19 protein-coding genes are annotated in these 21,123 nt (G+C 64.4%); 11 read left to right on the top strand and 8 right to left on the bottom strand.

The features are described 5' to 3' along the window. Positions 1 to 112: 112 nt before the first annotated feature. Entirely contained in the window at positions 113 to 832 is a 720-nt protein-coding gene (locus tag ACNJYA_RS02495) for a class I SAM-dependent methyltransferase (RefSeq protein WP_439403527.1), read from the bottom strand. Positions 833 to 920: 88 nt separating this feature from the next. Then, positions 921 to 1,463, bottom strand: a complete 543-nt coding sequence (locus ACNJYA_RS02500; RefSeq protein WP_439401970.1) for a MarR family winged helix-turn-helix transcriptional regulator — start codon at positions 1,461 to 1,463, stop codon at positions 921 to 923. Positions 1,464 to 1,573: 110 nt separating this feature from the next. Here ACNJYA_RS02500 and ACNJYA_RS02505 point away from each other — a divergent pair, with 110 nt between their 5' ends. From ACNJYA_RS02505 to fahA, 5 genes are all read left to right on the top strand, one after another. Continuing rightward, positions 1,574 to 3,190 carry an FAD-dependent oxidoreductase gene (locus tag ACNJYA_RS02505; protein ID WP_439401971.1) on the top strand — a complete coding sequence of 539 codons (1,617 nt, stop codon included), beginning with the start codon at positions 1,574 to 1,576 and terminating at the stop codon, positions 3,188 to 3,190. An 8-nt stretch (positions 3,191 to 3,198) separates the two neighbouring features. Then, positions 3,199 to 3,423: a DUF2783 domain-containing protein gene (locus ACNJYA_RS02510; RefSeq protein ID WP_439401972.1), complete on the top strand. Its 225-nt coding sequence runs from the start codon at positions 3,199 to 3,201 to the stop codon at positions 3,421 to 3,423. An 18-nt stretch (positions 3,424 to 3,441) separates the two neighbouring features. After that, positions 3,442 to 4,398: an MBL fold metallo-hydrolase gene (locus ACNJYA_RS02515; RefSeq protein ID WP_439401973.1), complete on the top strand. Its 957-nt coding sequence runs from the start codon at positions 3,442 to 3,444 to the stop codon at positions 4,396 to 4,398. A gap of 2 nt (positions 4,399 to 4,400) precedes the next feature. Next, a complete protein-coding gene (gene hmgA / locus ACNJYA_RS02520; protein WP_439365232.1) occupies positions 4,401 to 5,747 on the top strand; it encodes a homogentisate 1,2-dioxygenase in 1,347 nt (448 codons plus the stop codon). Between the two features lie 194 nt (positions 5,748 to 5,941). Next, on the top strand, positions 5,942 to 7,213 hold the full coding sequence (fahA, locus tag ACNJYA_RS02525) for a fumarylacetoacetase (protein WP_439365233.1): 1,272 nt from the start codon (positions 5,942 to 5,944) through the stop codon (positions 7,211 to 7,213). Between the two features lie 154 nt (positions 7,214 to 7,367). Here fahA and ACNJYA_RS02530 read toward each other — a convergent pair whose 3' ends face one another. Together ACNJYA_RS02530 and ACNJYA_RS02535 are read right to left on the bottom strand one after the other, a co-directional pair. Continuing rightward, entirely contained in the window at positions 7,368 to 7,679 is a 312-nt protein-coding gene (locus tag ACNJYA_RS02530) for a DUF1272 domain-containing protein (RefSeq protein ID WP_439365234.1), read from the bottom strand. 74 nt (positions 7,680 to 7,753) lie between these two features. After that, positions 7,754 to 8,233: an Lrp/AsnC family transcriptional regulator gene (locus tag ACNJYA_RS02535; protein ID WP_036045971.1), complete on the bottom strand. Its 480-nt coding sequence runs from the start codon at positions 8,231 to 8,233 to the stop codon at positions 7,754 to 7,756. Positions 8,234 to 8,354: 121 nt separating this feature from the next. On the opposite strand from ACNJYA_RS02535, the gene hppD reads away from it, so the two are divergent. Then, entirely contained in the window at positions 8,355 to 9,473 is a 1,119-nt protein-coding gene (gene hppD / locus ACNJYA_RS02540; RefSeq protein ID WP_439367569.1) for a 4-hydroxyphenylpyruvate dioxygenase, read from the top strand. A 135-nt stretch (positions 9,474 to 9,608) separates the two neighbouring features. On the opposite strand, the gene ACNJYA_RS02545 is transcribed toward hppD, so the two are convergent. The 4 genes from ACNJYA_RS02545 to ACNJYA_RS02560 all read right to left on the bottom strand — a co-directional run bounded on the left by ACNJYA_RS02545 (position 9,609) and on the right by ACNJYA_RS02560 (position 14,751). Continuing rightward, complete coding sequence (locus ACNJYA_RS02545; RefSeq protein ID WP_439365235.1) at positions 9,609 to 10,715, bottom strand: CaiB/BaiF CoA transferase family protein; 1,107 nt, start codon at positions 10,713 to 10,715, stop codon at positions 9,609 to 9,611. A 309-nt stretch (positions 10,716 to 11,024) separates the two neighbouring features. Next, positions 11,025 to 11,825 (bottom strand): FAD binding domain-containing protein, encoded by an 801-nt coding sequence (locus ACNJYA_RS02550; protein ID WP_439365236.1) that lies wholly within the window; start codon positions 11,823 to 11,825, stop codon positions 11,025 to 11,027. A gap of 13 nt (positions 11,826 to 11,838) precedes the next feature. Beyond that, positions 11,839 to 14,181: a xanthine dehydrogenase family protein molybdopterin-binding subunit gene (locus ACNJYA_RS02555; protein WP_439365237.1), complete on the bottom strand. Its 2,343-nt coding sequence runs from the start codon at positions 14,179 to 14,181 to the stop codon at positions 11,839 to 11,841. Positions 14,182 to 14,265: 84 nt separating this feature from the next. After that, positions 14,266 to 14,751: a (2Fe-2S)-binding protein gene (locus ACNJYA_RS02560; protein ID WP_439365238.1), complete on the bottom strand. Its 486-nt coding sequence runs from the start codon at positions 14,749 to 14,751 to the stop codon at positions 14,266 to 14,268. A gap of 697 nt (positions 14,752 to 15,448) precedes the next feature. On the opposite strand from ACNJYA_RS02560, the gene ACNJYA_RS02565 reads away from it, so the two are divergent. From ACNJYA_RS02565 to ACNJYA_RS02585, 5 genes are all read left to right on the top strand, one after another. After that, complete coding sequence (locus ACNJYA_RS02565; RefSeq protein ID WP_260381661.1) at positions 15,449 to 15,892, top strand: SRPBCC family protein; 444 nt, start codon at positions 15,449 to 15,451, stop codon at positions 15,890 to 15,892. A gap of 488 nt (positions 15,893 to 16,380) precedes the next feature. Then, positions 16,381 to 18,096: a PQQ-dependent methanol/ethanol family dehydrogenase gene (locus ACNJYA_RS02570; RefSeq protein WP_439401974.1), complete on the top strand. Its 1,716-nt coding sequence runs from the start codon at positions 16,381 to 16,383 to the stop codon at positions 18,094 to 18,096. A 141-nt stretch (positions 18,097 to 18,237) separates the two neighbouring features. After that, positions 18,238 to 19,413: a c-type cytochrome gene (locus tag ACNJYA_RS02575; protein WP_439365241.1), complete on the top strand. Its 1,176-nt coding sequence runs from the start codon at positions 18,238 to 18,240 to the stop codon at positions 19,411 to 19,413. Between the two features lie 153 nt (positions 19,414 to 19,566). Then, positions 19,567 to 20,259, top strand: a complete 693-nt coding sequence (locus ACNJYA_RS02580; RefSeq protein ID WP_439367570.1) for a response regulator — start codon at positions 19,567 to 19,569, stop codon at positions 20,257 to 20,259. A gap of 115 nt (positions 20,260 to 20,374) precedes the next feature. Beyond that, positions 20,375 to 21,070: a response regulator gene (locus ACNJYA_RS02585; protein WP_439367571.1), complete on the top strand. Its 696-nt coding sequence runs from the start codon at positions 20,375 to 20,377 to the stop codon at positions 21,068 to 21,070. Positions 21,071 to 21,123: the final 53 nt, after the last annotated feature.

Genomic DNA, 21,123 nt, shown 5'->3' on the forward strand with positions numbered 1-21,123 from the left:
ACTCGAAGTCTGCTTTGGGTCAAAAGCGCCGGTTTGAGTCTCAGCCGGCGACTTCCGGTCTGCCCCTTGCTTCGGACACGTTCAGCCTCTGAGACCGGGGGGTGGTGTGGTGTCAACGAGCGTCGGCAGGATTCCTGCAAGCAACAATATCGCGGGGAGATTTTCGAGCCGCTACCTCCGGCGGAGAGAATACCGCCAAATATCCTCCGTCACCTGCTAGCTTATATGTGGCGACCTCGCGATAGCCGACGGCGGTCACTTCGCAGCGCAAGAGCTCAATTGGCGTGCCATGCTTCGACGTCGGAAGCTCGAGATCGACAATTCCGACCCGCGCACCCTGCTTCAAGGCGGGCGCGAGGTTGTAGAGGAAGGCATAGGGTTGGGCTATCTCGTGATACATGTGAACGAGGATTGCGGCATCCAGCGAGGAAGCGGGTAGACGCGGGTCGTGTGGTTCGCCGAGCGCGAATTGCACGTTCGTCAACTTCAGAAGTTCTGTTCGCCTGGCGAGTTCGATGAGGTAATCCCGCGTGACGTCCTGGGCAACGACAGAGCCAGCGGGTCCGACGAGGTGCGAGAGCCGGACCGTGTGGTAGCCACTGCCTGCTCCAATGTCGCCGACTGTCATGCCTGGTTTCAGTTCAAGAACACGCGCGATTTGGCCGGCCTCATTGAGGGCGTCGCGGCGCTCTTCGGCGGCGCGGCGTGGGCTGACGATCCGTGCAACAGGGCGCCGCGGTGAGGGAAACTCGTTTGCCGCGACTCCGGGGGGAGCCAGATAACCTATGTCAGCGGCGTATGCGCGAGTTGCGGCAAACGCCACAAGTAGCATCGCTATATACGTCGCTGCCGTCACGGTCCTACCAAGCTTTCTCAACCGGACTCCCAAAAGCTGATGTCTGCGCCTTATGGTGGGCGCCCTAATACGCCTGCTTGGCGTCGGCCTCTTCGCTGGTCTGGATCAGATCGAGGCTCTGCTCGATCTTGCCGAGCAGGGACGAGAGCTGCTTGCGCTCCTGCGCCGAGAGGCAGGCGAGGATCTCGTCCTCTCGCCGCAGCAACTGCGGGAACAGCTCCTCGTAGAGCGCTCGGCCCTTTTTCGTCAGTTGCAGGCGGAATTCGCGGCGGTCGGCTGCGTTCTCGACCCGCTCGATCAGGCCGTCGTTGAGCAGCGTCGTCACCGCGCGGCTGATGGTGGACTTATGCGTGCGGGTGCACTGCGCGATGTACTGCGCGCTGCAGGCATCAACGCGGAAGCCGAGCGTGGCGATCACGCGCCAGGCCGGAATGTCGAGGCCGTGGCGTTCCTGATATTCGACCGACAGCGCGGAACTGACCTCCGCCGCGAGCCGGTTGAGGCGGAACGGCACGAACTTGAACAAATCGAGCCGCGGCTTGGGCCGCGTTGAAGCCTCGTCGGCCGCGCGCGCTTTGAGCGCGATGTCGCTGGATGTCCTCGCCAAGGAGAGCGCTCCGAATTCCAGTTGACGGCCGGCCGGCTCCGGTCCAAAATAGTTGCACGTGAGACTATCTAGCAGATCAGTCCTCTTCTGACCAGAGCCGAGGTTAGTGTATGGCGCCGGCCAATACGCATCAGGCCAAAACCCAGTTCGGCTACCGCCGTCACCCCGATCAGGACCGCCCCGGGTCGGGCCCCGCGGAGCATCCGGTCGTGATCGTCGGCGCGGGCCCGGTCGGCTTGTCGCTGGCGATCGATCTCGCCCAGCGCGGTCAGCGCGTCGTGCTGTTGGATGATGCCGACCGCATCGGCGAGGGCTCGCGCGCGATCTGTTTCTCGAAACGCTCGCTGGAATATTGGGACCGGCTCGGCGTCGGCGACCGCATGGTCGAGAAGGGCGTGGTGTGGAGTGTGGGGCGGATCTTCCACGGCGAGTCGCAACTCTATCAGTTCAACCTGTTGCCGGAAGACGGGCACAAGCGGCCGGCCTTCATCAATCTCCAGCAATATTACGCCGAGGCTTATCTGGTCGATCGCATCAACGATCTGCCTGATATCGACCTGCGCTGGCGCAACAAGGTGACGGCGCTCGAGCAGCGCAACGATTCCGTGGCGCTGACGATCGAGACGCCGGAGGGCGCCTATCGCCTGCATGCGCAATATGTCATCGCCTGCGACGGCGCGCGCTCCTCGCTGCGGCAGATGGTCGGTGCGGAATTCGCCGGTCAGGTGTTCGAGGACCAGTTCCTGATCGCCGACGTCAAGATGACGGCGGAATTCCCGACCGAGCGCTGGTTCTGGTTCGATCCGCCGTTCCATGCCGGGCGTTCGGCGCTGCTGCACCGGCAGCCCGACGATGTCTGGCGCATCGACCTCCAGCTCAACCGCTATGCAGATCCGGTTCTCGAGAAGAAGCCGGAAAACGTGCGGCCGCGGATCGCCCGCATGCTCGGCCATGACAAGTTCGAGTTCGAGTGGATTTCGCTCTACAAATTCCAATGCCGTCGGATGGACCGCTTCATCCATGGCCGCGTGATCTTCGCCGGCGATTCGGCGCACCAGGTCTCGCCCTTCGGCGCGCGCGGCGCCAATTCCGGACTGGAGGACGCCGAGAACCTGTCCTGGAAGCTCGACCGCGTGCTGCGCGGCAAATCGCCCGCGAGCCTGCTGGAGAGCTACCATCTCGAGCGCAGCATGGCGGCTGACGAGAACATCCGCGAATCCACCCGCTCGACCGACTTCATGGCGCCGAACTCGCACCAGGAGGCGCGGCTGCGCAAGGCGGTGCTGTCGCTGGCCAAGGAGACCGAGTTCGGCAAGCGCATGGTCAATGGCGGCCGGCTCTCGGTGCCGTGCAGCTACGACACGCCGTTGTCGTCGCCAGACGCCGATGCCTGGGCCGGTGGGCCTCGGCCCGGCTGTTCCATGCTCGATGCGCCCGTTGCCCAGCGAGGCTATCTGACCGATGCCTTCCGCAAGGGCGGAACAGACTTCACCTTGCTGTCGTTCAGCAATGGCGTTGGGTTTGATGCGCCCGATAGCGTGAAGAACATTCGCATCGGCGGCGAGGAAGGACTAGGCGATCCCTCCGGCCTCGTCGCCAGGCGCTACGACGCGGGGCCGGGCGCAGCCTATCTGCTCAGGCCCGATGGCTACGTGGCGGCGCGCTTCCGCCATCCGACGCGCCAGGCAATCGCGGCGGCATTGTCTCGGGCCGAAGGGCTGAATTGAGGTTCCGCATGCCGCTCTCCACCAGCTCGAACTTCGCACGCCCCGACGATGCGTTCCGCGCCATCGTCGAGGCGCATCGCGGTCTGACCGAGGAGCAGAGCGCCGATTTCGACGCGGCGCTGGTGCTGATCCTCGCCAACCATATCGGCGACATCGACGTCCTGCGCGAGTCGATCGGACTGGCCAAGCGCCGCATGATCGACGGTCAGCAGCAACAACAGCAACAACAATAACTGGGTAAGGACGAATTGATGGCGAAGAACTTCGCATCCACCGGCGATCTCTCCGAGAAAAAGATCACCTTCTCCGAGATCGGCACCGATCTCTATGCCTTCACCGCCGAGGGCGATCCTAACACGGCCGTGATCGTCGGCGACGATGGCTGCCTCGTGTTCGACGCACAGGCAACGCCGGCGATGGCGAACAAGGTGATTGAGCGCGTGCGCACGGTCACCGACAAGCCGATCAAATATGTCGTACTGTCGCACTATCACGCCGTGCGCGTGTTAGGGGCCTCCGCCTATCACGCGCAGGGCATCGTCGCCTCGCAGGAGACCTATCGTCTCATCGAAGAGCGCGGCAAGCAGGATTGGGATTCCGAGTACGGCCGCTTTCCGCGCCTGTTCCAGGATGCGCAGAGCATTCCCGGCCTGACCTGGCCGACGCTGACCTTTGAAGGCGAGATGTCGATCTATCTCGGCAAGCGCGAGGTGCGCCTGATGCAGCTCGGCGCCGGCCACACCTCCGGCGACATCGTCGCTTGGGTCCCCGATGCGGAGGTGATGTTCTCCGGCGACCTCATCGAATATCACTCGGCCTGCTATTGCGGCGATGCGCATTTGCGCGAATGGCCGATGACTCTGAACGAGATCCGCAACTTCAATCCGAAGGCGATCGCGCCGGGCCGCGGCGATGCGCTGAAGGGCACCGCCACGGTGCGCGAGGCCATCGCGATGACACGCGACTTCGTCACCTCGCTCTACGGCGCCGCCGAGATCTCGGTCGCGAAGGGCCGCACGTTGAAGGAATCGATGGCGGCGACGCGCGAGGTGATGGATCCGAAATTCTCGAGCTTTGCCATCTACGAGCACTGCCTGCCGTTCAACGTGTCGCGCGCCTACGACGAAGCGTCCGGAATCGACGACCCCGTGATCTGGACCGACAAGCGCGACCAGGAAATGTGGGCCGCCTTGCAAGGAGGAGGATAGTCATGAACATCAATACCTCGCCTGACCAGATCATCCGCAGCTCGGCCCAGGTCACGCCGGGCTACATGTCCGGCTTCGGCAACTCTTTCGAGACCGAGGCGCTGCCGGGCGCGCTGCCGATCGGGCGCAACTCGCCGCAGCGCTGCGCCTACGGGCTCTATGCCGAGCAGCTCTCCGGCTCGCCCTTCACCGCGCCGCGCGGCAGCAATGAGCGCTCCTGGCTCTACCGCATCCGCCCTTCCGTGAAACATTCCGGCCGCTTCGAGAAGGTCGATGCCGGCCTGTGGCGTTCGGCGCCGTGCCATGAATACGACCTGCCGATCGCGCAGCTGCGCTGGGATCCGACGCCGCTGCCGAAGGAGGATGTCACCTTCGTCCAGGGCGTGCAGACCATGACGACGGCGGGTGACGTCAACACCCAGGCCGGCATGGCCGCGCATGTCTACCTTATCACCAAGTCGATGGTGGACCAGCATTTCTACGATGCCGACGGCGAGCTGATGTTCGTGCTCCAGCAGGGCAATCTGCGCCTCGTCACCGAGTTCGGGCGCATCGATGCCGAGCCCGGCGAGATCGTGGTGATCCCGCGCGGCGTCAAATTCCGCGTCGAGATACCGAACGGCCCGGCGCGCGGCTATCTCTGCGAAAATTACGGCGGCGCCTTCACGCTGCCCGAGCGCGGTCCGATCGGCGCCAATTGCCTCGCCAATGCGCGCGACTTCCTGACGCCTGTCGCAAACTACGAGGACAAGGACACGCCGACCGAGCTCTACGTGAAATGGGGCGGCTCGCTGTTCAAGACGACATTGCCGCATTCGCCGATCGACGTCGTCGCCTGGCACGGCAATTACGCGCCGTACAAATACGATCTGCGCACCTTCTCTCCCGTCGGAGCGATCGGCTTCGACCATCCCGATCCCTCGATCTTCACGGTGCTGACCTCGCCGTCGGAGACGGCGGGCACCGCGAACATCGACTTCGTCATTTTCCCCGAGCGCTGGATGGTCGCCGAAAACACCTTCCGGCCGCCCTGGTACCACATGAACATCATGAGCGAGTTCATGGGCCTGATCTACGGCGTCTACGACGCCAAGCCGCAGGGCTTCGTCCCCGGCGGCATCTCCTTGCACAATTGCATGCTGCCGCACGGCCCCGACCGCGACGCCTTCGAGCACGCCAGCAACGGCGAATTGAAGCCGGTGAAGCTGACCGGCACCATGGCCTTCATGTTCGAGACCCGCTACCCGCAGCGCGTCACCGCACACGCCGCGAAGTCCTCGACGCTGCAGGACGATTACGCCGATTGCTGGAACGGCCTGGAAAAGCGGTTCGATCCGAGCAAGCCGTAAGGTCTCTTACCCTCCCCTGGAGGGGGAGGGTCGCTCGCGTCAGCGAGCGGGGTGGGGTGACAGACTCTCCACTGAGGCGGTGCCCGAGTGGAGAGATCACCCCACCCCGTTTCGCATTCCGCTTCGCTTCATGCGAACCGACCCTCCCCCTCCAGGGGAGGGTGACACCGTCACCGCTGTGCCACGGGAAACCCATGCCCCATCCCAACGACCCCAGCCTCCGCTCCTTCATCGCCGTCGATCCCGCCTCGGACTTCCCGATCCAGAACCTGCCCTATGGCGTGTTCTCGACTGCGGCAAACCCGACGCCGCGGGTCGGCGTCGCAATCGGCGATTACGTGCTCGATCTCTGGGAGCTCGAGCAGGATTCCCGGCTCGACGTCGGCGCGCTCGGCGTGTTCTCGGGCCCCTCGCTCAATCCCTTCATGGCGCTGGGGCCGAAGGTCTGGACCAAGACCCGCGCACGCATCAGCGAGCTCTTGCGCGCCGATCATCCGGAGCTGCGCGACAACGAGGAGCTGCGCAAGCAGGCCCTGGTGCCGATGCGCGAGGCCCGACTGCACCTTCCGTTCGCCGTCGCCGGCTACACCGATTTCTATTCGTCCAAGGAGCACGCCACCAATGTCGGCGTGATGTTCCGCGGCAAGGACAATGCGCTGCAGCCAAACTGGCTGCACATGCCGATCGCCTATAACGGGCGCGCCTCGACCGTCGTGGTCTCCGGCACCAGGGTGAAGCGGCCGCGCGGGCAGCTGAAGCCGCCGAATGTCGAGTTGCCGAGCTTTGCACCGTGCAAGCGGCTCGATTTCGAGCTGGAGATGGGCGTCGTGATCGGCCAGCCGTCGCCGATGGGCGGCATGCTCACCGAGACCCAGGCCGAGGAGATGATCTTCGGCTTCGTGCTGCTCAACGACTGGAGCGCGCGCGACATCCAGCAATGGGAATATGTGCCGCTCGGGCCGTTCCTGGCCAAGGCGTTCGCGACCTCGATCAGTCCCTGGGTGGTGACGCGCGAGGCGCTGGAGCCGTTCCGCCTGAACGGGCCGGAGCAGCAGCCGGTGCCGCTCGATTATCTCAAGCAGACCAAGCCCCAGAACTACGATGTCGAGCTCGACGTGTCCTTGCGCGCTGCCGGCATCAATGCGCCGGCCAGCATCAGCCGCACCAATTTCAAATACATGTACTGGTCCTCGGTGCAGCAGCTGATGCACCACGCCTCCTCAGGCTGCGCCATGAATGTCGGCGATCTCCTCGGGAGCGGCACCATCTCCGGGCCGGAGAAGAACCAGCGCGGCAGCCTGCTCGAGATCAGCTGGAACGGCACCGAGCCGGTCGAGTTGCCCGGCGGCGCCAGGCGCTCGTTCCTGGAGGACGGCGACAGCCTCGTGATGCGCGGCTGGTGCCAGGGCAACGGCTATCGCGTCGGGTTCGGCGAGGTCGAGGGGACGATTTTGGCGGCGGAGTAGCCTCGGTCGCCGCCACGACTTCCGTCATTGCGAGCCACCGGGTCCGCGCAAAGCGCGGCCCGATGACAGGCTCCGCGAAGCAATCCAGAATCTTTCCGCAGGGGCAGTCTGGATTGCTTCGTCGCAAGGGCTCCTCGCAATGACGTGGAGAGACCTACCGCCTCTCCGGCGGCACGTCGCGCACCCGCGCGCAATGCGCCGCGACATCCTCCACGCTGTACTTCAAATGCACCCGCTTGTCGGACGGCACCTGCCTGGTCGTGCACACGCCCGGCCGCCATTCCCGCGCCGGCCTGATCGGGCGCGGGGCAAACCCGCCGCCGCAATTCGGGCAGACATTGAACAGCTTGGTCTCGACGCAGTCCGCACAAAACGTGCATTCATAGGAGCAGATCCGCGCATTGGTCGCGTTCGGCGGCAGATCGCAATCGCAATATTCGCAGTTCGGTCGCAGCTGGAGCGCCATGTTGAATCTCCGCATATGGAGCTGCGATCATCGCAGATCGTGCGCTGCGCGCGAATGCCGCAGTTCCCTCGATTTCAGCCGGGCTTGATCTCCTTGAGCGGCAGCTTCGAGCTTTCCTTCAGCCGGTCCAGCACGATCGAGGAGCGCACATGCGCCACGCTCTGGTGCGGCATCAGCACGTCGTTGACGAGGTTGGAGAGACCCTTGAGATCGCGCAGCACAGCCTTGAGCACGTAGTCGGCGTCGCCCGTCAGCGAATACGCCTCCTGGATCTCGTCGATCCGGTTCACCAGCGCGCGGAAGCGCTTTGAGTTGTCCGGCGAGTGTGTCGCAAGCCCGACCTGGATGAAGGCGATCACGCCGAAGCCCAGTGCCTCGCTGGAGAGGTCGGCGTGATAGCCCGCGATCACCTTCTCCTCCTCCAACCGCATCCGACGCCGCGAGCATTGCGAGGCCGAGAGACCGGCGAGCTCGGCCAGCTCCTGGTTGGTGAGGCGGCCGTCGTCCTGGAGCGCACCCAGGATCTTGAGGTCGAAGGCATCTACGGAAATCATGCGCGTTCTGTCCATTTGATGCACGGATCGTGCATATTATAGCCGATTGGTGCCCCGTTTGCACGCTCCTTGCGCGCCCCATGAAGGATAGTTCGTGCCAGCAGCCATTTGGGAGAACACCATGGGTCCGTTTCCGCACGATGCACCGCCGGCCACTATTAGTGCCGACAATCCGATGGGCACCGACGGCTTCGAGTTCGTCGAATACGCGCACCCTCATCCGGAAGAGCTGCACGCTTTGTTCAAGCTGATGGGCTATGCGCCTGTCGCGCGCCACAGAACCAAGAAGATCACGGTCTATCGCCAGGGCGACATCAATTATCTCGTCAACGAGGAGCCCGGCACCCACGGCACTGATTTCGTCGCCGCGCACGGCCCCTGCGCGCCGTCGATGGCGTTTCGCGTCGTCGATGCCAAGGCTGCCTATGACCGCGCGATCGCGCTCGGCGCCGAGCCCGCCGATGTGTCGTCTGCGCAGAAGACGCTCGATGTCCCCGCGATCAAGGGCATCGGCGGCAGCCTGCTCTATCTGGTCGATCGTTACGGTGCCACGGGCTCGGCCTATGATGCCGAATTCGAATGGCTGGGCGCGCGCGATCCCAAGCCGGTTGGCGCCGGCCTGTTCTATCTCGACCATCTCACCCACAACGTCCATCGCGGCCGCATGAATGTCTGGGCCGGCTTCTACGAAAAGCTGTTCAACTTCCGCCAGATCCGCTTCTTCGACATCGAGGGCCGCGCCTCCGGCCTGTTCTCGCGCGCGCTGACCAGCCCCGACGGCAAGATCCGCATTCCGATCAACGAGGACGCCGGCGATTCCGGCCAGATCGAGGAATATCTGAATATCTATCGCGGCGAAGGCATCCAGCACATCGCCTGCGGCTGCCGCGACATCCACCGCACCATCGAGGGTCTGCGCGAGGCCGGCTTGCCGTTCATGCCGTCGCCGCCCGACACCTATTTCGAGCGGATCGACGCGCGCCTGGCAGGGCATGGCGAGGATGTTGCACGGCTCAAGAAGAACGGAATCCTGATCGACGGCGAGGGCGTGGTCGATGGCGGCCAGACCAAGGTGCTGCTGCAGATCTTCTCGGCCAACGCGATCGGGCCGATCTTCTTCGAGTTCATCCAGCGCAAGGGCGACGACGGATTCGGCGAGGGCAATTTCAAGGCGCTGTTCGAATCGATCGAGGAGGACCAGATCCGGCGCGGCGTGTTGAAGGTTGGGAACGCGGCGTAGGCCGCCGCCGTCACGCACACTGCCGTAGGGTGGGCAAAGCGAAGCGTGCCCACCTACCTGCCGAACTGATGCGAAGACGTGGGCACGGCGCTTCGCGCCTTTGCCCACCCTACGCGACCTTTGCCGGCGCTAGATCTATCGCGTCCACGCCTTCATCACCGCGCCGATCTCCGCCGCCTCCGGCTCGCGCGCCGCCGACGGCGTGCGTGAGAATCGCGGCGCGGGCGCCGGCTGCTTCACGCCGTGGCGCTCGATGAAGACGTTGCGGGCGACCATGTGCGGATGCTGTGTCGCCTCCGACATGGTCAGCACCGGCGCGAAGCAGATGTCGGTGCCTTCCATGATCTTGCACCAATCCTCGCGCGTCTTGCTCTTGAACACGGCCTTCAGCTTCTCCTTCAGCGCCGGCCAGGCCTTGCGATCCATCTGCGCGTCGAAATCGGCGTCGGTGAGGCCGGCGTGCTCGCGCAGCAGCGCGTAGAATTGCGGCTCGATCGACCCGATCGAAACGAAGTGCCCGCAGGCGCATTCGTAGACGCCGTAGAAATGCGCGCCGCCGTCGAGGAAGTTCTGGTTGCGCGCCTCGGTCCATCGTCCCATCGTGGTCATGTCGAAGAAGAACGACATCAGCGAGGCCGCGCCGTCGCACATCGCCGCGTCCACCACCTGGCCCTTGCCCGACCTCTGCGCTTCCAGCAGTGCCGCCAGCACGCCGACGACGAGATAGAGCGCGCCGCCGCCGAAATCGCCGACCAGGTTGAGCGGCGGCACCGGCGCTTCCTTCGTGCCGATCGCGGCAAGCGCGCCGGTGATGGAGATGTAGTTGATGTCGTGGCCGGCGGCGTTGGCGAGCGGGCCTTCCTGGCCCCAGCCGGTCATGCGGCCATAGACCAGCTTCGGGTTGCGCGCGAGCACGACATCCGGCCCGAGGCCGAGCCGCTCCATCACGCCGGGGCGAAAGCCTTCGACCAGCGCGTCTGCGCTCGCGAGCAGATCCAGCACTTGCGCGATCGCCGCCTTGTCCTTGAGGTCGAGCTCGATCACCTTGCGGCCGCGCCCCGCCACCGACTTCATGCTCTTCTTCGCGCCGACGCGGTCGAGCGTGACGACGTCGGCGCCCATGTCGGCCAGCATCATGCAGGCGAACGGGCCGGGCCCGATGCCGGCGAATTCGACGATGCGGAAGCCCGAGAGCGGGCCGGAAGTGCGGACGGAGGAGGTGGGGGCTGGTTTGTCGAGCACGTTGTTGTTTCCTCGGGTCGCGGGCGCATGCGCCTGATGCGGCAATCGCCTCTGACGTTTCTTCTGTTGAGCGAGTTAATCGGCCGATTAACTTTTCCCGCCTTCACGCCGACGAGGCAAGCGGTTTTCATGCCGCACGGCCAAAATAAAACGGCGCGCACCGAAGTGCGCGCCGCGGAAAATTTGCGTGGAGACGCTAGAGCATGATCCGGAAAAGTGCGTAGCGGTTTTCCGAAAAGATCATGCTCAAACAATAACCTAAAGCGCGATGACGATTCATCCTAATCGCATCGCGCTTTAGTCGGACCGTCAGCGCGCAGCGGCGACCGCGCGTTGTGCCATCACCTTGATCAGATTGGCGCGATACTCTGCCGTGCCGTGGATGTCGGCCAGCAATCCGTTCGCCGAGATGCTGACGCCGTCGATCGCCGACGGCGACCAGTTCGCCTTCAGCGCCGCTTCGATCGCCGGCACCCGCATCACACCGGTTTGCGAGGCGCCGGTGGCGGCCACCCGAACCTCGCCCGACTTGGTCTGTGCCACGAACACGCCGGTCAGCGCGAAGCGCGACGCCGGATGCCGCATCTTCTCGTAGCCTGACTTCGCCGGCACCGGGAACGACACGGCGGTGATGATCTCGCCATCTTCCAGCGCCGTCGTGAACAGGCCCTGGAAGAAGTCATCCGCCGCAATCGACCGCTTGTTGGTCTTCACGGTGGCGCCGAGTGCGAGCAGCGCCGCCGGGAAATCCGCGGCTGGATCATTGTTGGCGATCGAGCCGCCGATCGTGCCGCGATACCGCACGGCGGGATCGCCGAGCACCGAGGTGAGATAGGCAATCGCGGGGATCGCCTTCTTCACATCGCCATTCGTCATGATGTCGTAATAGGTCGTCGCGGCCTTGATGGTCAGCGTGTCGCCCGACAGCTCGACGCCCTGCAGCTCCTTGATCTTGCCGAGATCGATGACGTCGGAGGGGCTAGCAAGGCGCTGCTTCATGACCGGAAGCAGCGTCTGGCCGCCGGCGAGGAACTTCGACTCGCTGCCCTTGGCGAACAGGCTGGCGGCTTCGTCGACCGAGGAAGCGCGATGATAGGTCGTCTGGTACATCTTCGGTCCTCCCTTAAGCCGCGTGGATCGTGCGCCACACCCGGTCGGGGGTTGCGGGCATTTCCAGATTGTTCTTGCCGATCGCATCCGTGATCGCGTTGATCACGGCTGCCGATGCGCCGATCGCGCCGGCCTCACCGCACCCCTTGATGCCGAGCGGATTGCCCGGGCACAGCGTCGTGGTGTGGGACAGGTTGAACGACGGCACGTCGTCGGCGCGCGGCATGGCATAATCCATGAACGAGGCCGTGACCGGCTGGCCGTTGGCATCATAGATAGCATGCTCGAGCAACGCCTGCCCGATGCCCTGCACGAGGCCGCCATGGACCTGGCCTTCGACGATCATTGGATTGATCAGCCGGCCGAAATCGTCGGCCGCGACGAAGTTGACGAAGGAGGTCTTGCCGGTGCCGGGATCGACCTCGAGCTCGCAGATATAGGCGCCGGCCGGGAAGGTGAAGTTGGTCGGATCGTAGAAGGCGCTCTCCTTCAGGCCCGGCTCCATCCCGTCAGGCAGATTGTGCGCCGTATAGGCCGCGAGCGCGACCATCGGCAGGGCAATCGCCTTGTCGGTGCCTGTTACCTTGAACTCGCCGTTCTCGATGACGATGTCGGCTTCCGACGCTTCCAGCGCGTGCGCCGCGATTTTCTTGGCCTTGGATTCCATCTTCTCCATCGCCTTCAGGATCGCGGTGAGGCCCACGGCCGCCGAGCGCGAGCCATAGGTGCCCATGCCGAACTGCACCTTGTCGGTGTCGCCATGAACGATCGAGACCTGGCTGATCGGAACCCCCAGGCGCTCCGCGACGAGCTGGCAGAAGGTGGTCTCGTGGCCCTGACCGTGGCTGTGCGAGCCGGTGAGGATCTCGATGGTGCCGACCGGGTTGACTCGCACCTCGGCCGATTCCCATAGGCCCACGCCGGCGCCCAGGCTGCCGACCGCCTTCGACGGCGCGATGCCGCAGGCCTCGATGTAGCAGGATACGCCGATGCCGCGCAGCTTGCCGTCCGCCTTCGCCTTGGCCTTGCGCGCAGGGAAGCCGGCATAGTCGATCGCCTTCATCGCCGTATCGAGGGAAGCGTTAAAGTCGCCGGTGTCGTAGGCCATGATGACAGGCGTCTGGTGCGGGAACTGGGTGATGAAGTTGGTCCGCCTCAACTGGGCCGGATCGACGTTCAGCTGCCGCGCCGCCGTCTCCATCAGTCGTTCGATCAGATAGCTCGCCTCGGGCCGGCCCGCGCCGCGGTAGGCGTCGACCGGCGTCGTGTTGGTGTAGACCCCGATCACCTCGGCGTGGATCGCCGGGATGTTGTACTGGCCCGACAGCAGCGTCGCGTAGAGATAGGTCGGCACCGAGGACGAGAACAGCGACATGTAGGCGCCGAAATTGGCGTAGGTCTTCACCTTGAGGCCGACGATCTTGTTGTTGGCGTCGAAGGCCATCTCGGCATGGGTGATGTGATCGCGGCCATGCGCGTCGGTGAGGAAGGCTTCGGTGCGGTCGCCGGTCCACTTGACGGGACGGCCGACCTTCTTCGAGGCCCATAGCGCCACCATTTCCTCGGGATAGATGAAGATCTTGGAGCCGAAGCCGCCGCCGACGTCGGGCGCGATCACGCGCAGCTTGTGCTCGGGGGCGATGTTGTAGAACGCCGAGAGCACGAGACGCGCGACGTGCGGGTTCTGCGACGTCGTATAGAGAGTGAAGTGCTCCTCGGCGGTGTCGTAATCGGCGATCGCCGCGCGCGGCTCCATCGCATTCGGCGCGAGCCGGTTGTTGGTCACGTCGAGCTTCACCACATTGGCGGCTTTCGAGAAGGCGGCATTCACCGCGCCCTCGTCGCCGATCACCCAGTCATAGACCTGGTTGCCGGGCGCCTCGGGATGAAGCTGCGGCGCGCCGGACTTGATGGCGGCGTGCATGTCGGCGACCGCGGGAAGCTCCTCGTAATCGACCACGACGGCTTCCGCCGCGTCGCGCGCGAGATTCCTGCTGTCGGCGATCACGACCGCAACCGCCTGTCCGACGAAGCGCACCGTCTCCGGCGCCATCGCCGGCCATGCGCCCATTTTCATCGGGCTGCCGTCCTTGGAGGTGATGGCCCAGCCGCAGATCAGGTTGCCGACCTTGTCGTCGACCAGCTGCTGTCCGGTGAGCACTGCGACCACGCCCGGCATCTTCAGCGCCGCGGACGAGTCGATCTTCTTGACCTTCGCGTGCGCGTGCGGGCTGCGGATGAAATAGGCATGGGTCATGCCCGTCAACTTGATGTCGTCGACGTAACGGCCCTTGCCGGTAATGAAACGCTTGTCTTCCTTGCGCACCACGCGTGCGCCGATGCCTTCAACACCCATGTCTGGTCCTCCCGACCGGAAGTTTCTTTGACCGCGCTGTCCATCGACAGCTGCGACGGTGGTACTTGTTTCGAGGCGCGCCGGTTACTCGGCCGCCTGCGAGACCTTCATGCGGCCGGCCGCATCCAGCACGGCCTTGACGATGTTGTGATAGCCGGTGCAGCGGCAGATATTGCCTTCGAGCTCGGTGCGGACGGTCGCCTCGTCGAGCTGTCCACCATGGCGCTGCACGATGTCGATCGCCGACATGATCATGCCCGGCGTGCAATAGCCGCACTGCAGGCCGTGATTGTCGCGGAAGGCGGCTTGCATCGGGTGCAGCTCGTCGCCCTTGGCGATGCCCTCGATCGTGGTGACGTTGGCGCCGTCGGCCTGCGCTGCCAGCATGGTGCAGGATTTCACCGCACGGCCGTCCATGTGCACGACGCAAGCGCCGCACTGGCTGGTGTCGCACCCGACATGGGTGCCGGTCAGGTTGAGGTGATCGCGCAGGAGCTGGACCAGCAGCGTGCGGTCCTCGACATCGACAGCAACGGCCTTGCCGTTGACCGTCAGTTTGACTGTAGACACTTGAAGTCCTCCCAAAGTGATTTTGATTGGTTCTAATTAGAGACAGCGCGAACGAAACTTTGCAACTGGGTTTTTGCTGACCGCGGTCATGGAAGGGTCATCGTGGTGACGGTCGCCGATGTGCGATTCGGCCACGATGTCTCGTGCCGCCGCCGTCACGTGCTGCGACGTTGCGAAAGACACGCGGAAAGTCGCAACTAGCCTCTGCGATGGCGTGCTCGGCTGCCACCATAATAGGCGCGTGACCTGGTCGCGCGTGCCGTGGTCATCCTAGCCCCTTGCCCCTGGACTTCGGTCCGGTCGTGCGTCCTTCCTCCCTCGGGTGCCTTGCTCGTTGCGCGAATAGGAGCATGCGCCCCCGCCTTTGTAATCGCGATCTTGGTAGTAGGACGTCACGGCTTAAGTCTTTGATTTTGCTTATGGCAGTGCAGCGAAGTGCCGCCGTCAAGCCGCGTCGGCCAGTACAGCCCACTCCGTCATTCCGGGGCCCGAGCGGAGCGAGGGAGCCCGGAATCCATCGGGCCGCAGAGTCCGCGCGGAAATGGATTCCGGGTTCGCGCCAAGAGGCGCGCCCCGGAATGACAACGAGTGAATGGTCCGAAAAAGCAGCACTAGTACTTCCTGGCGATTGAACGCGGCCGCGCGCCCTCCTAGTGGAGCCGTACAAGCAACGGCAACAAGGGTGGAAGCGATGCAGATGAACGACAGTCAACGGATCCCGGCGTCGAAGGCCACGGTGTGGGCTGCGCTCAACGATCCCGAAATTCTCAGGCGCTGCATTCCCGGTTGCCAATCGCTCGAGATGGCATCGCCGACCGAGATGACGGCGACGGTGGTGCTGAAGGTCGGCCCGGTGAAGGCGACATTCAGCGGCAAGGTGACGCTGACCGATATCGATGCGCCGAACGGCTATCGCATCGTCGGCGAAGGCGCCGGCGGCGTCGCCGGCTTTGCCAAGGGCGGCGCGAAGGTCAGGCTGGAGGAAGAAGCGCCCGACGTCACCATCCTGCACTATGAGGCCGATGCGCAGATCGGCGGCAAGCTCGCACAGCTCGGCTCGCGGTTGATCGACTCGACGTCGCGAAAACTCGCCGCGAACTTCTTCGAAAGTTTTGCAGGCGTGGTAGCGCCATCATCGTAACCCAGGGGCGGCAGGGCTGTCGGATCCGAGTTTTTTTCCTGCAGCCATCCTTCGAGACGCCCGCTTTGGGCGGGCTCCTCAGGATGAGGGCGGAGTGCGCGGCAGCAGGTTCAACAAGCGCCGATGCTGATTAGCCTCATCCTGAGGAGGCGCGTAAGCGCCGTCTCGAAGGACGAGGCGTGCGCGCAGGCCAGCGCCACAAGGATATGCGATACACCGCGATGCGCGGAGAGAATCGGATTGCGGCGCGATGTTGCCCACATCCGATGGCGCATTTCGAGCTGCAAAACAAGGGCAGGACGTGAGGCGCGACAACGAGATGAGCGGCGAAAGCCGCCAATGATTTGCACTACTACCTTCCGCCTATACTAAGCGCGAAAAAGCGATGCTGTAATTTCGAACGATGGCTCGCAGGCGAACTGCCCATCACGAGCGCAACGCGCTCAGGCGCCCAACGAGGCGTGCACAACAACACCGCGGAGGGATACATGACCTTTGGAACGAAGGGCTTCTTGGCCGGCATCTCCATGATAGCGATGCTTGCCGCCGTTACACCTGGCGTTCGCGCCAACGACTCCCTGCTCAAGGCGCAATCCGATTCGAATCAATGGGCCGTTGCCGGCCACGATTACGGCAACACGCGGTTCAGCCCGCTCAAGCAGATCAACACCGAGAACGCCGGCAAGCTGACGCTCGCTTATTCCTTCTCGCTGGCGTCGCTGCGTTCGAACGAATCCTCGCCGATCGTCGTCGGCAACACGCTGTACGTTTCGAGCTCGTGGGGTCCGAAATACGTCTATGCGCTCGATGCGGCGACGGGGCAGCGCAAATGGACCTGGGAGCCCGACATTCCCGAGGACGTGCTGCAATACGCCTGCTGCGACGTGAACAGCCGCGGCGTATCCTATGCCGACGGCAAGATCTTCGTCGGCCGCCTCGACGGCAAGCTGACGGCGCTCGATGCCGCGACCGGCAAGTCGCTGTGGACGGCGAAGGTGGTCGACTACAAGCAGGGCTCGGTCATCACCTCGCCGCCGCTCGTCGTGCGCGACAAGGTCATCACCGGTTTCGGCGGCGGCGAATACGGCGTGCGCGGCGCGCTGCTGGCCTTCGACATCAACACCGGCAAGCAGGTGTGGCAGACCTACACCGTTCCTTCGCCGGAGGAACCCGGTGGCGATTCCTGGAAGGGCGATTCCGCCCAGCATGGCGGCGGCGCGGCCTGGCTGGTCGGCTCCTACGATCCGAAGAGCGACACGGTCTATTGGGGCACCAGCAATCCCGGTCCGTGGAACACGGCGGTGCGTTCGACCGGCGACGGCAATTTCGGCAAGCTGACCAACCTCTACACGGCTTCGACGCTCGCGCTCGATCCCAACACCGGCAAGATCAAGTGGCACATCCAGACCACGCCGGCCGACGCCTGGGACTATGACGGCGTCAACGAAGCCGTGCTCGCGGATCTCAAGATCGGCGGCAGCACCGTTCCGGCCCTCATGAAGGCGGACCGCAACGGCTTCTTCTTCGTCGCCAATCGCGAGACCGGCAAGGTGCTGTCGGCGGAGAAATACGTGTTCTCCAACTGGGCCCAGAAGTGGGACGTCGCCACGATGCGCGCGGTCGAGGATCCCGACAAGCGTCCCGGGCCGAACCATCCGGCCAAGGACATCTGCCCGAACCTGATCGGCGGCAAGAACTGGCAACCGATGTCGTACAACCCGCAGACCGGCCTCGTCTACATCCCGTCCAACAACGTCTGCATGGACTGGTCGGTCAGCGATGTCGCCTACAAGCGCGGCGTGTTCTATCTCGGCGCCGAATTCCCGACCAAGGAAGGCCCCGGCGGCTTCCTCGGCGAGCTCGTCGCCTGGGATCCGGTCGCGCAGAAGAAGGTCTGGTCGATCAAGGAAGACCTGCCCTTCAACGGCGGCACGCTGACCACCGGTGGCGGGCTCGTGTTTGCCGGCAACATCCATGGCGACTTCCGTGCCATCGATGCGAAGTCCGGCAAGGTGCTGTGGAGCAAGAATCTCGGCTCCGGCATCGGCGCAGGCCCGGTGACCTATCAGGTCGACGGCAAGCAATATGTCGCCATCGTCGTCGGCCGCACCGCTGCGCTGCCTGCGTTCCTGGGCGAGGTAGGAAAGAAGATGACGGCCGCAGCTCCCGAGGGCGGTTCGCTCTTCGTGTTCTCCGTCCAGTGACAACTCGCGCGCGTATCCTCGAGGTGACGGGATACGCGCGCGCTTTCTCCAGACTTTAGCCGCGGCATCGGGCGTGCCTGGTGTCGCCGTGCCTGGCTCAACAAGCGCCGGCGCAACAAAGCCAACGCAAGGGAGACGAGGATGCGTCCGAATCATTCCGCCACCGGTGCGAGCCGACATCGCGCCATCGCAGGTCTGCTGGCATGTGCTGCCGCCGCGCTGATCGGTCCGGCCTCGTCACTGCAGGCTGAGGAAGCGCAGCCGTTCCGTCTCTGCGCCGATCCGACCAACCTGCCATTCTCCAGCGACAGCTCGTCGAAGCCGGGTTTCTATGTCGAGATCGGGCAGGCCCTGGCGCAGGCGCTCGGCCGGCCGATCGCCTACGACTGGTACAAATCCTATTTCGGCAAGCGCACCGTGCGCGTCACGCTGCTCGGCAAGCAGTGCGACGCCATGATCGGCCTGCCGCGGTCCGAGGATTTCATGGGCCCTGCCGTGATCTTCTCCGAGGCCTTTGCGAAGGAGGGCTATGCCCTCGTGGCTGCCAAGGGCGCGGCGGTCGGCGGCATCGACGGCCTCAAGGGCAAGCGTGTCGCCGTGCAGTTCGCCAGCACGCCGCAAAACCTGCTCGCGAGCCGCGACGACATCCAGAAGGTGACGGTGCTGTCGCCCGAGGAGGGCATGCAGGCGCTCGACCAGGGCAAGGCCGACGTCGCCTTCATCTGGGGACCGGTCGCCGGCTGGCTGAACAAGACCAGCTACGACGGCCGCTACCAGATCGAGCTCACCGAGGGCGAAGGCCTGTCATGGGATGCCGCCATCGGCTTCGCCAAGACCTCGACCGAGCTGCGCGACCGCGTCAATGCCGTGCTGCCGCAGCTTCAGGGCACGATCGGCGAGCTCGCCGCGAAATACGGTTTGCCGAGCGGCGCGCCGGTTCGCTTCGGTGCGGTGCCGGCGGTCACGACGGGGACGGGAACCGGAGCCGGTGTGGTGCAGGTCGCCAATGTGGTGGCGACCGAGACCAAGGGCGACGCGGCCGCGGCAGGCGCTGAGGCCGTCGGCGCGGGCAAGGAGATCTTCAACGGAACCTGCGCGCATTGCCACGGTCCCGACGCGATCCAGAGCGAGCGGAAGATCGATCTGCGGCTGCTGCGTCACCGCTACGGCGACGAGATGCGCGAGAAGTACTGGACGACCGTGCACGAGGGACGGCCGAACAAGGGCATGCCGGCCTGGAAGGAGGTCTATACCGATGACCAGTTCGACAGCATCTATTCCTTCCTGCTGACGGTCCAGACCGAATCGAACGACTGAACGGTCTTGACCGAACCCGATCAGGAGGATGTGGTAGCGTCCATCCGGCACCATCCCGGTGCCGGACGGATTTCGGATGGTTCCGCCTCTTCCGCTGCGGCGGCGGATGCCCATACGGTGCAGCATTCGGCGGTGCAGTCCTGTGAAGGCGCCATGACCAGCTTCCTGATCGTCGACGATCATCCGCTGTTTCGCGAGGCGCTCGGCAATGCGGTGCGGCTGGCCTTGCCGGAGGCGCGGATTGTCGAGGCGGTGTCGATCGAGGATGCCCTTCATATCCTGACGGCCGAGCAGGGCGAGGGCATCGACCTCGCGCTGCTCGATCTCTCGCTGCCGGATGCGACCGGCTTCTCCGGCTTTCTGCGCTTGCGCGAGGCCCATCCGCGCCTGCCTGTCGCCATCGTGTCGAGCGAGGAGGACCAGCGCGTCGTCCGCGAGGCGCTGGAGCTGGGAGCCGCCGGTTATCTGCCGAAGTCGCTGTCGAAGCGCGAGCTGGCGCAATCGATCGAGGGCGTGCTGAATGGATCGGTATCGGTGCCGAAGGATTTCGTGGCAACGCCGCAGCGGCGCCGGGCCGAGGCCAGCAAGGCGCTCGAGGTCAAGCTGCGCGAGCTTACCCCGCAGCAGCTTCGCGTGCTCGAGCTGCTGCGGCGCGGCTATCCGAACCGGCAGATCGGCCAGGAGCTTCAGCTCGCCGAATCCACGGTGAAGGCGCATATCACCGAAATTCTGCGCAAGCTCGGCCTGTTTAGCCGCAACAAGGCGATCATCGAGATCGGCAAGATGGACCTGCCGGATCCCAAGGCCCGGCCTTATGCGCGGGCCGACCGCGGGCGGCCGCAATGACGCGGAAGGTCCCGCTTGATGTGGATCAAGCCGGTCTGATCCGGCTGGGACATTCTCGTTTCGACACCGACCCCGTCGATCCTCTGGCCGATCAACCAGGAATGGCTCACACGTGATGCGATTTCTGATCGTCGAAGACCATCCGTTGTTTCGCGAGGCCCTCGAGGGCGCGCTCCAGTTGGTGGCGCCGGCCGCCGAGATCCTTCAGGCGACGTCGGTCGACGGTGCGCTCGAGCAGGCCGCGGCGGCTGCCGAGCTCGACCTCATCCTGCTCGATCTGTCGATGCCGGGCACCACAGGCCTTTCGGGGATCATCCGCATCCGCAAGGCCTTTCCCAAGATTCCGGTCGTCATCGTGTCCGGGCATCAGGATCCGCAGATCATGTCCGGCGCCTTGTCGCTCGGCGTCTCCGGCTACATCCTCAAATCGTCCTCCAAGCAGGATCTGGCGCAGTCGATCGGCGAGGTGCTGCGCGGCGCGGTCTGTGTCCCTGCCGCCTATCGCGGGCTGGTCCGCCCGCAACGCGCCGCCGGCCCCGCGCAGGATCTCCTGAAACGCCTGCACGAGCTCACGCCGCAGCAATTGCGCGTGCTCGAAATGCTCAAGCGCGGCCTGCAGAACAAGCAGATCGCCTTCGAGCTGAATATCTCCGAGACCACGGTGAAGGTCCACGTCTCCGACATCCTGCGCAAGCTCAACGTGCTCAGCCGCACCAAGGCCATCGTCGAAATGTCCCGGATCGATTTCGCGACGCTGGCCAGCGAGGGGGCTCCGGCACGGCGCGAGCATGCTCCGCCGGATCGGCAGTGATTAGAATCCCGCTTTTTGCCAGGCGGGACTTGTCGCAGCGGCAGCTAATTCAT

Origin of the sequence: Bradyrhizobium sp. BLXBL-01, assembly GCF_051853025.1 — a bacterium.
GTDB lineage: Bacteria > Pseudomonadota > Alphaproteobacteria > Rhizobiales > Xanthobacteraceae > Bradyrhizobium.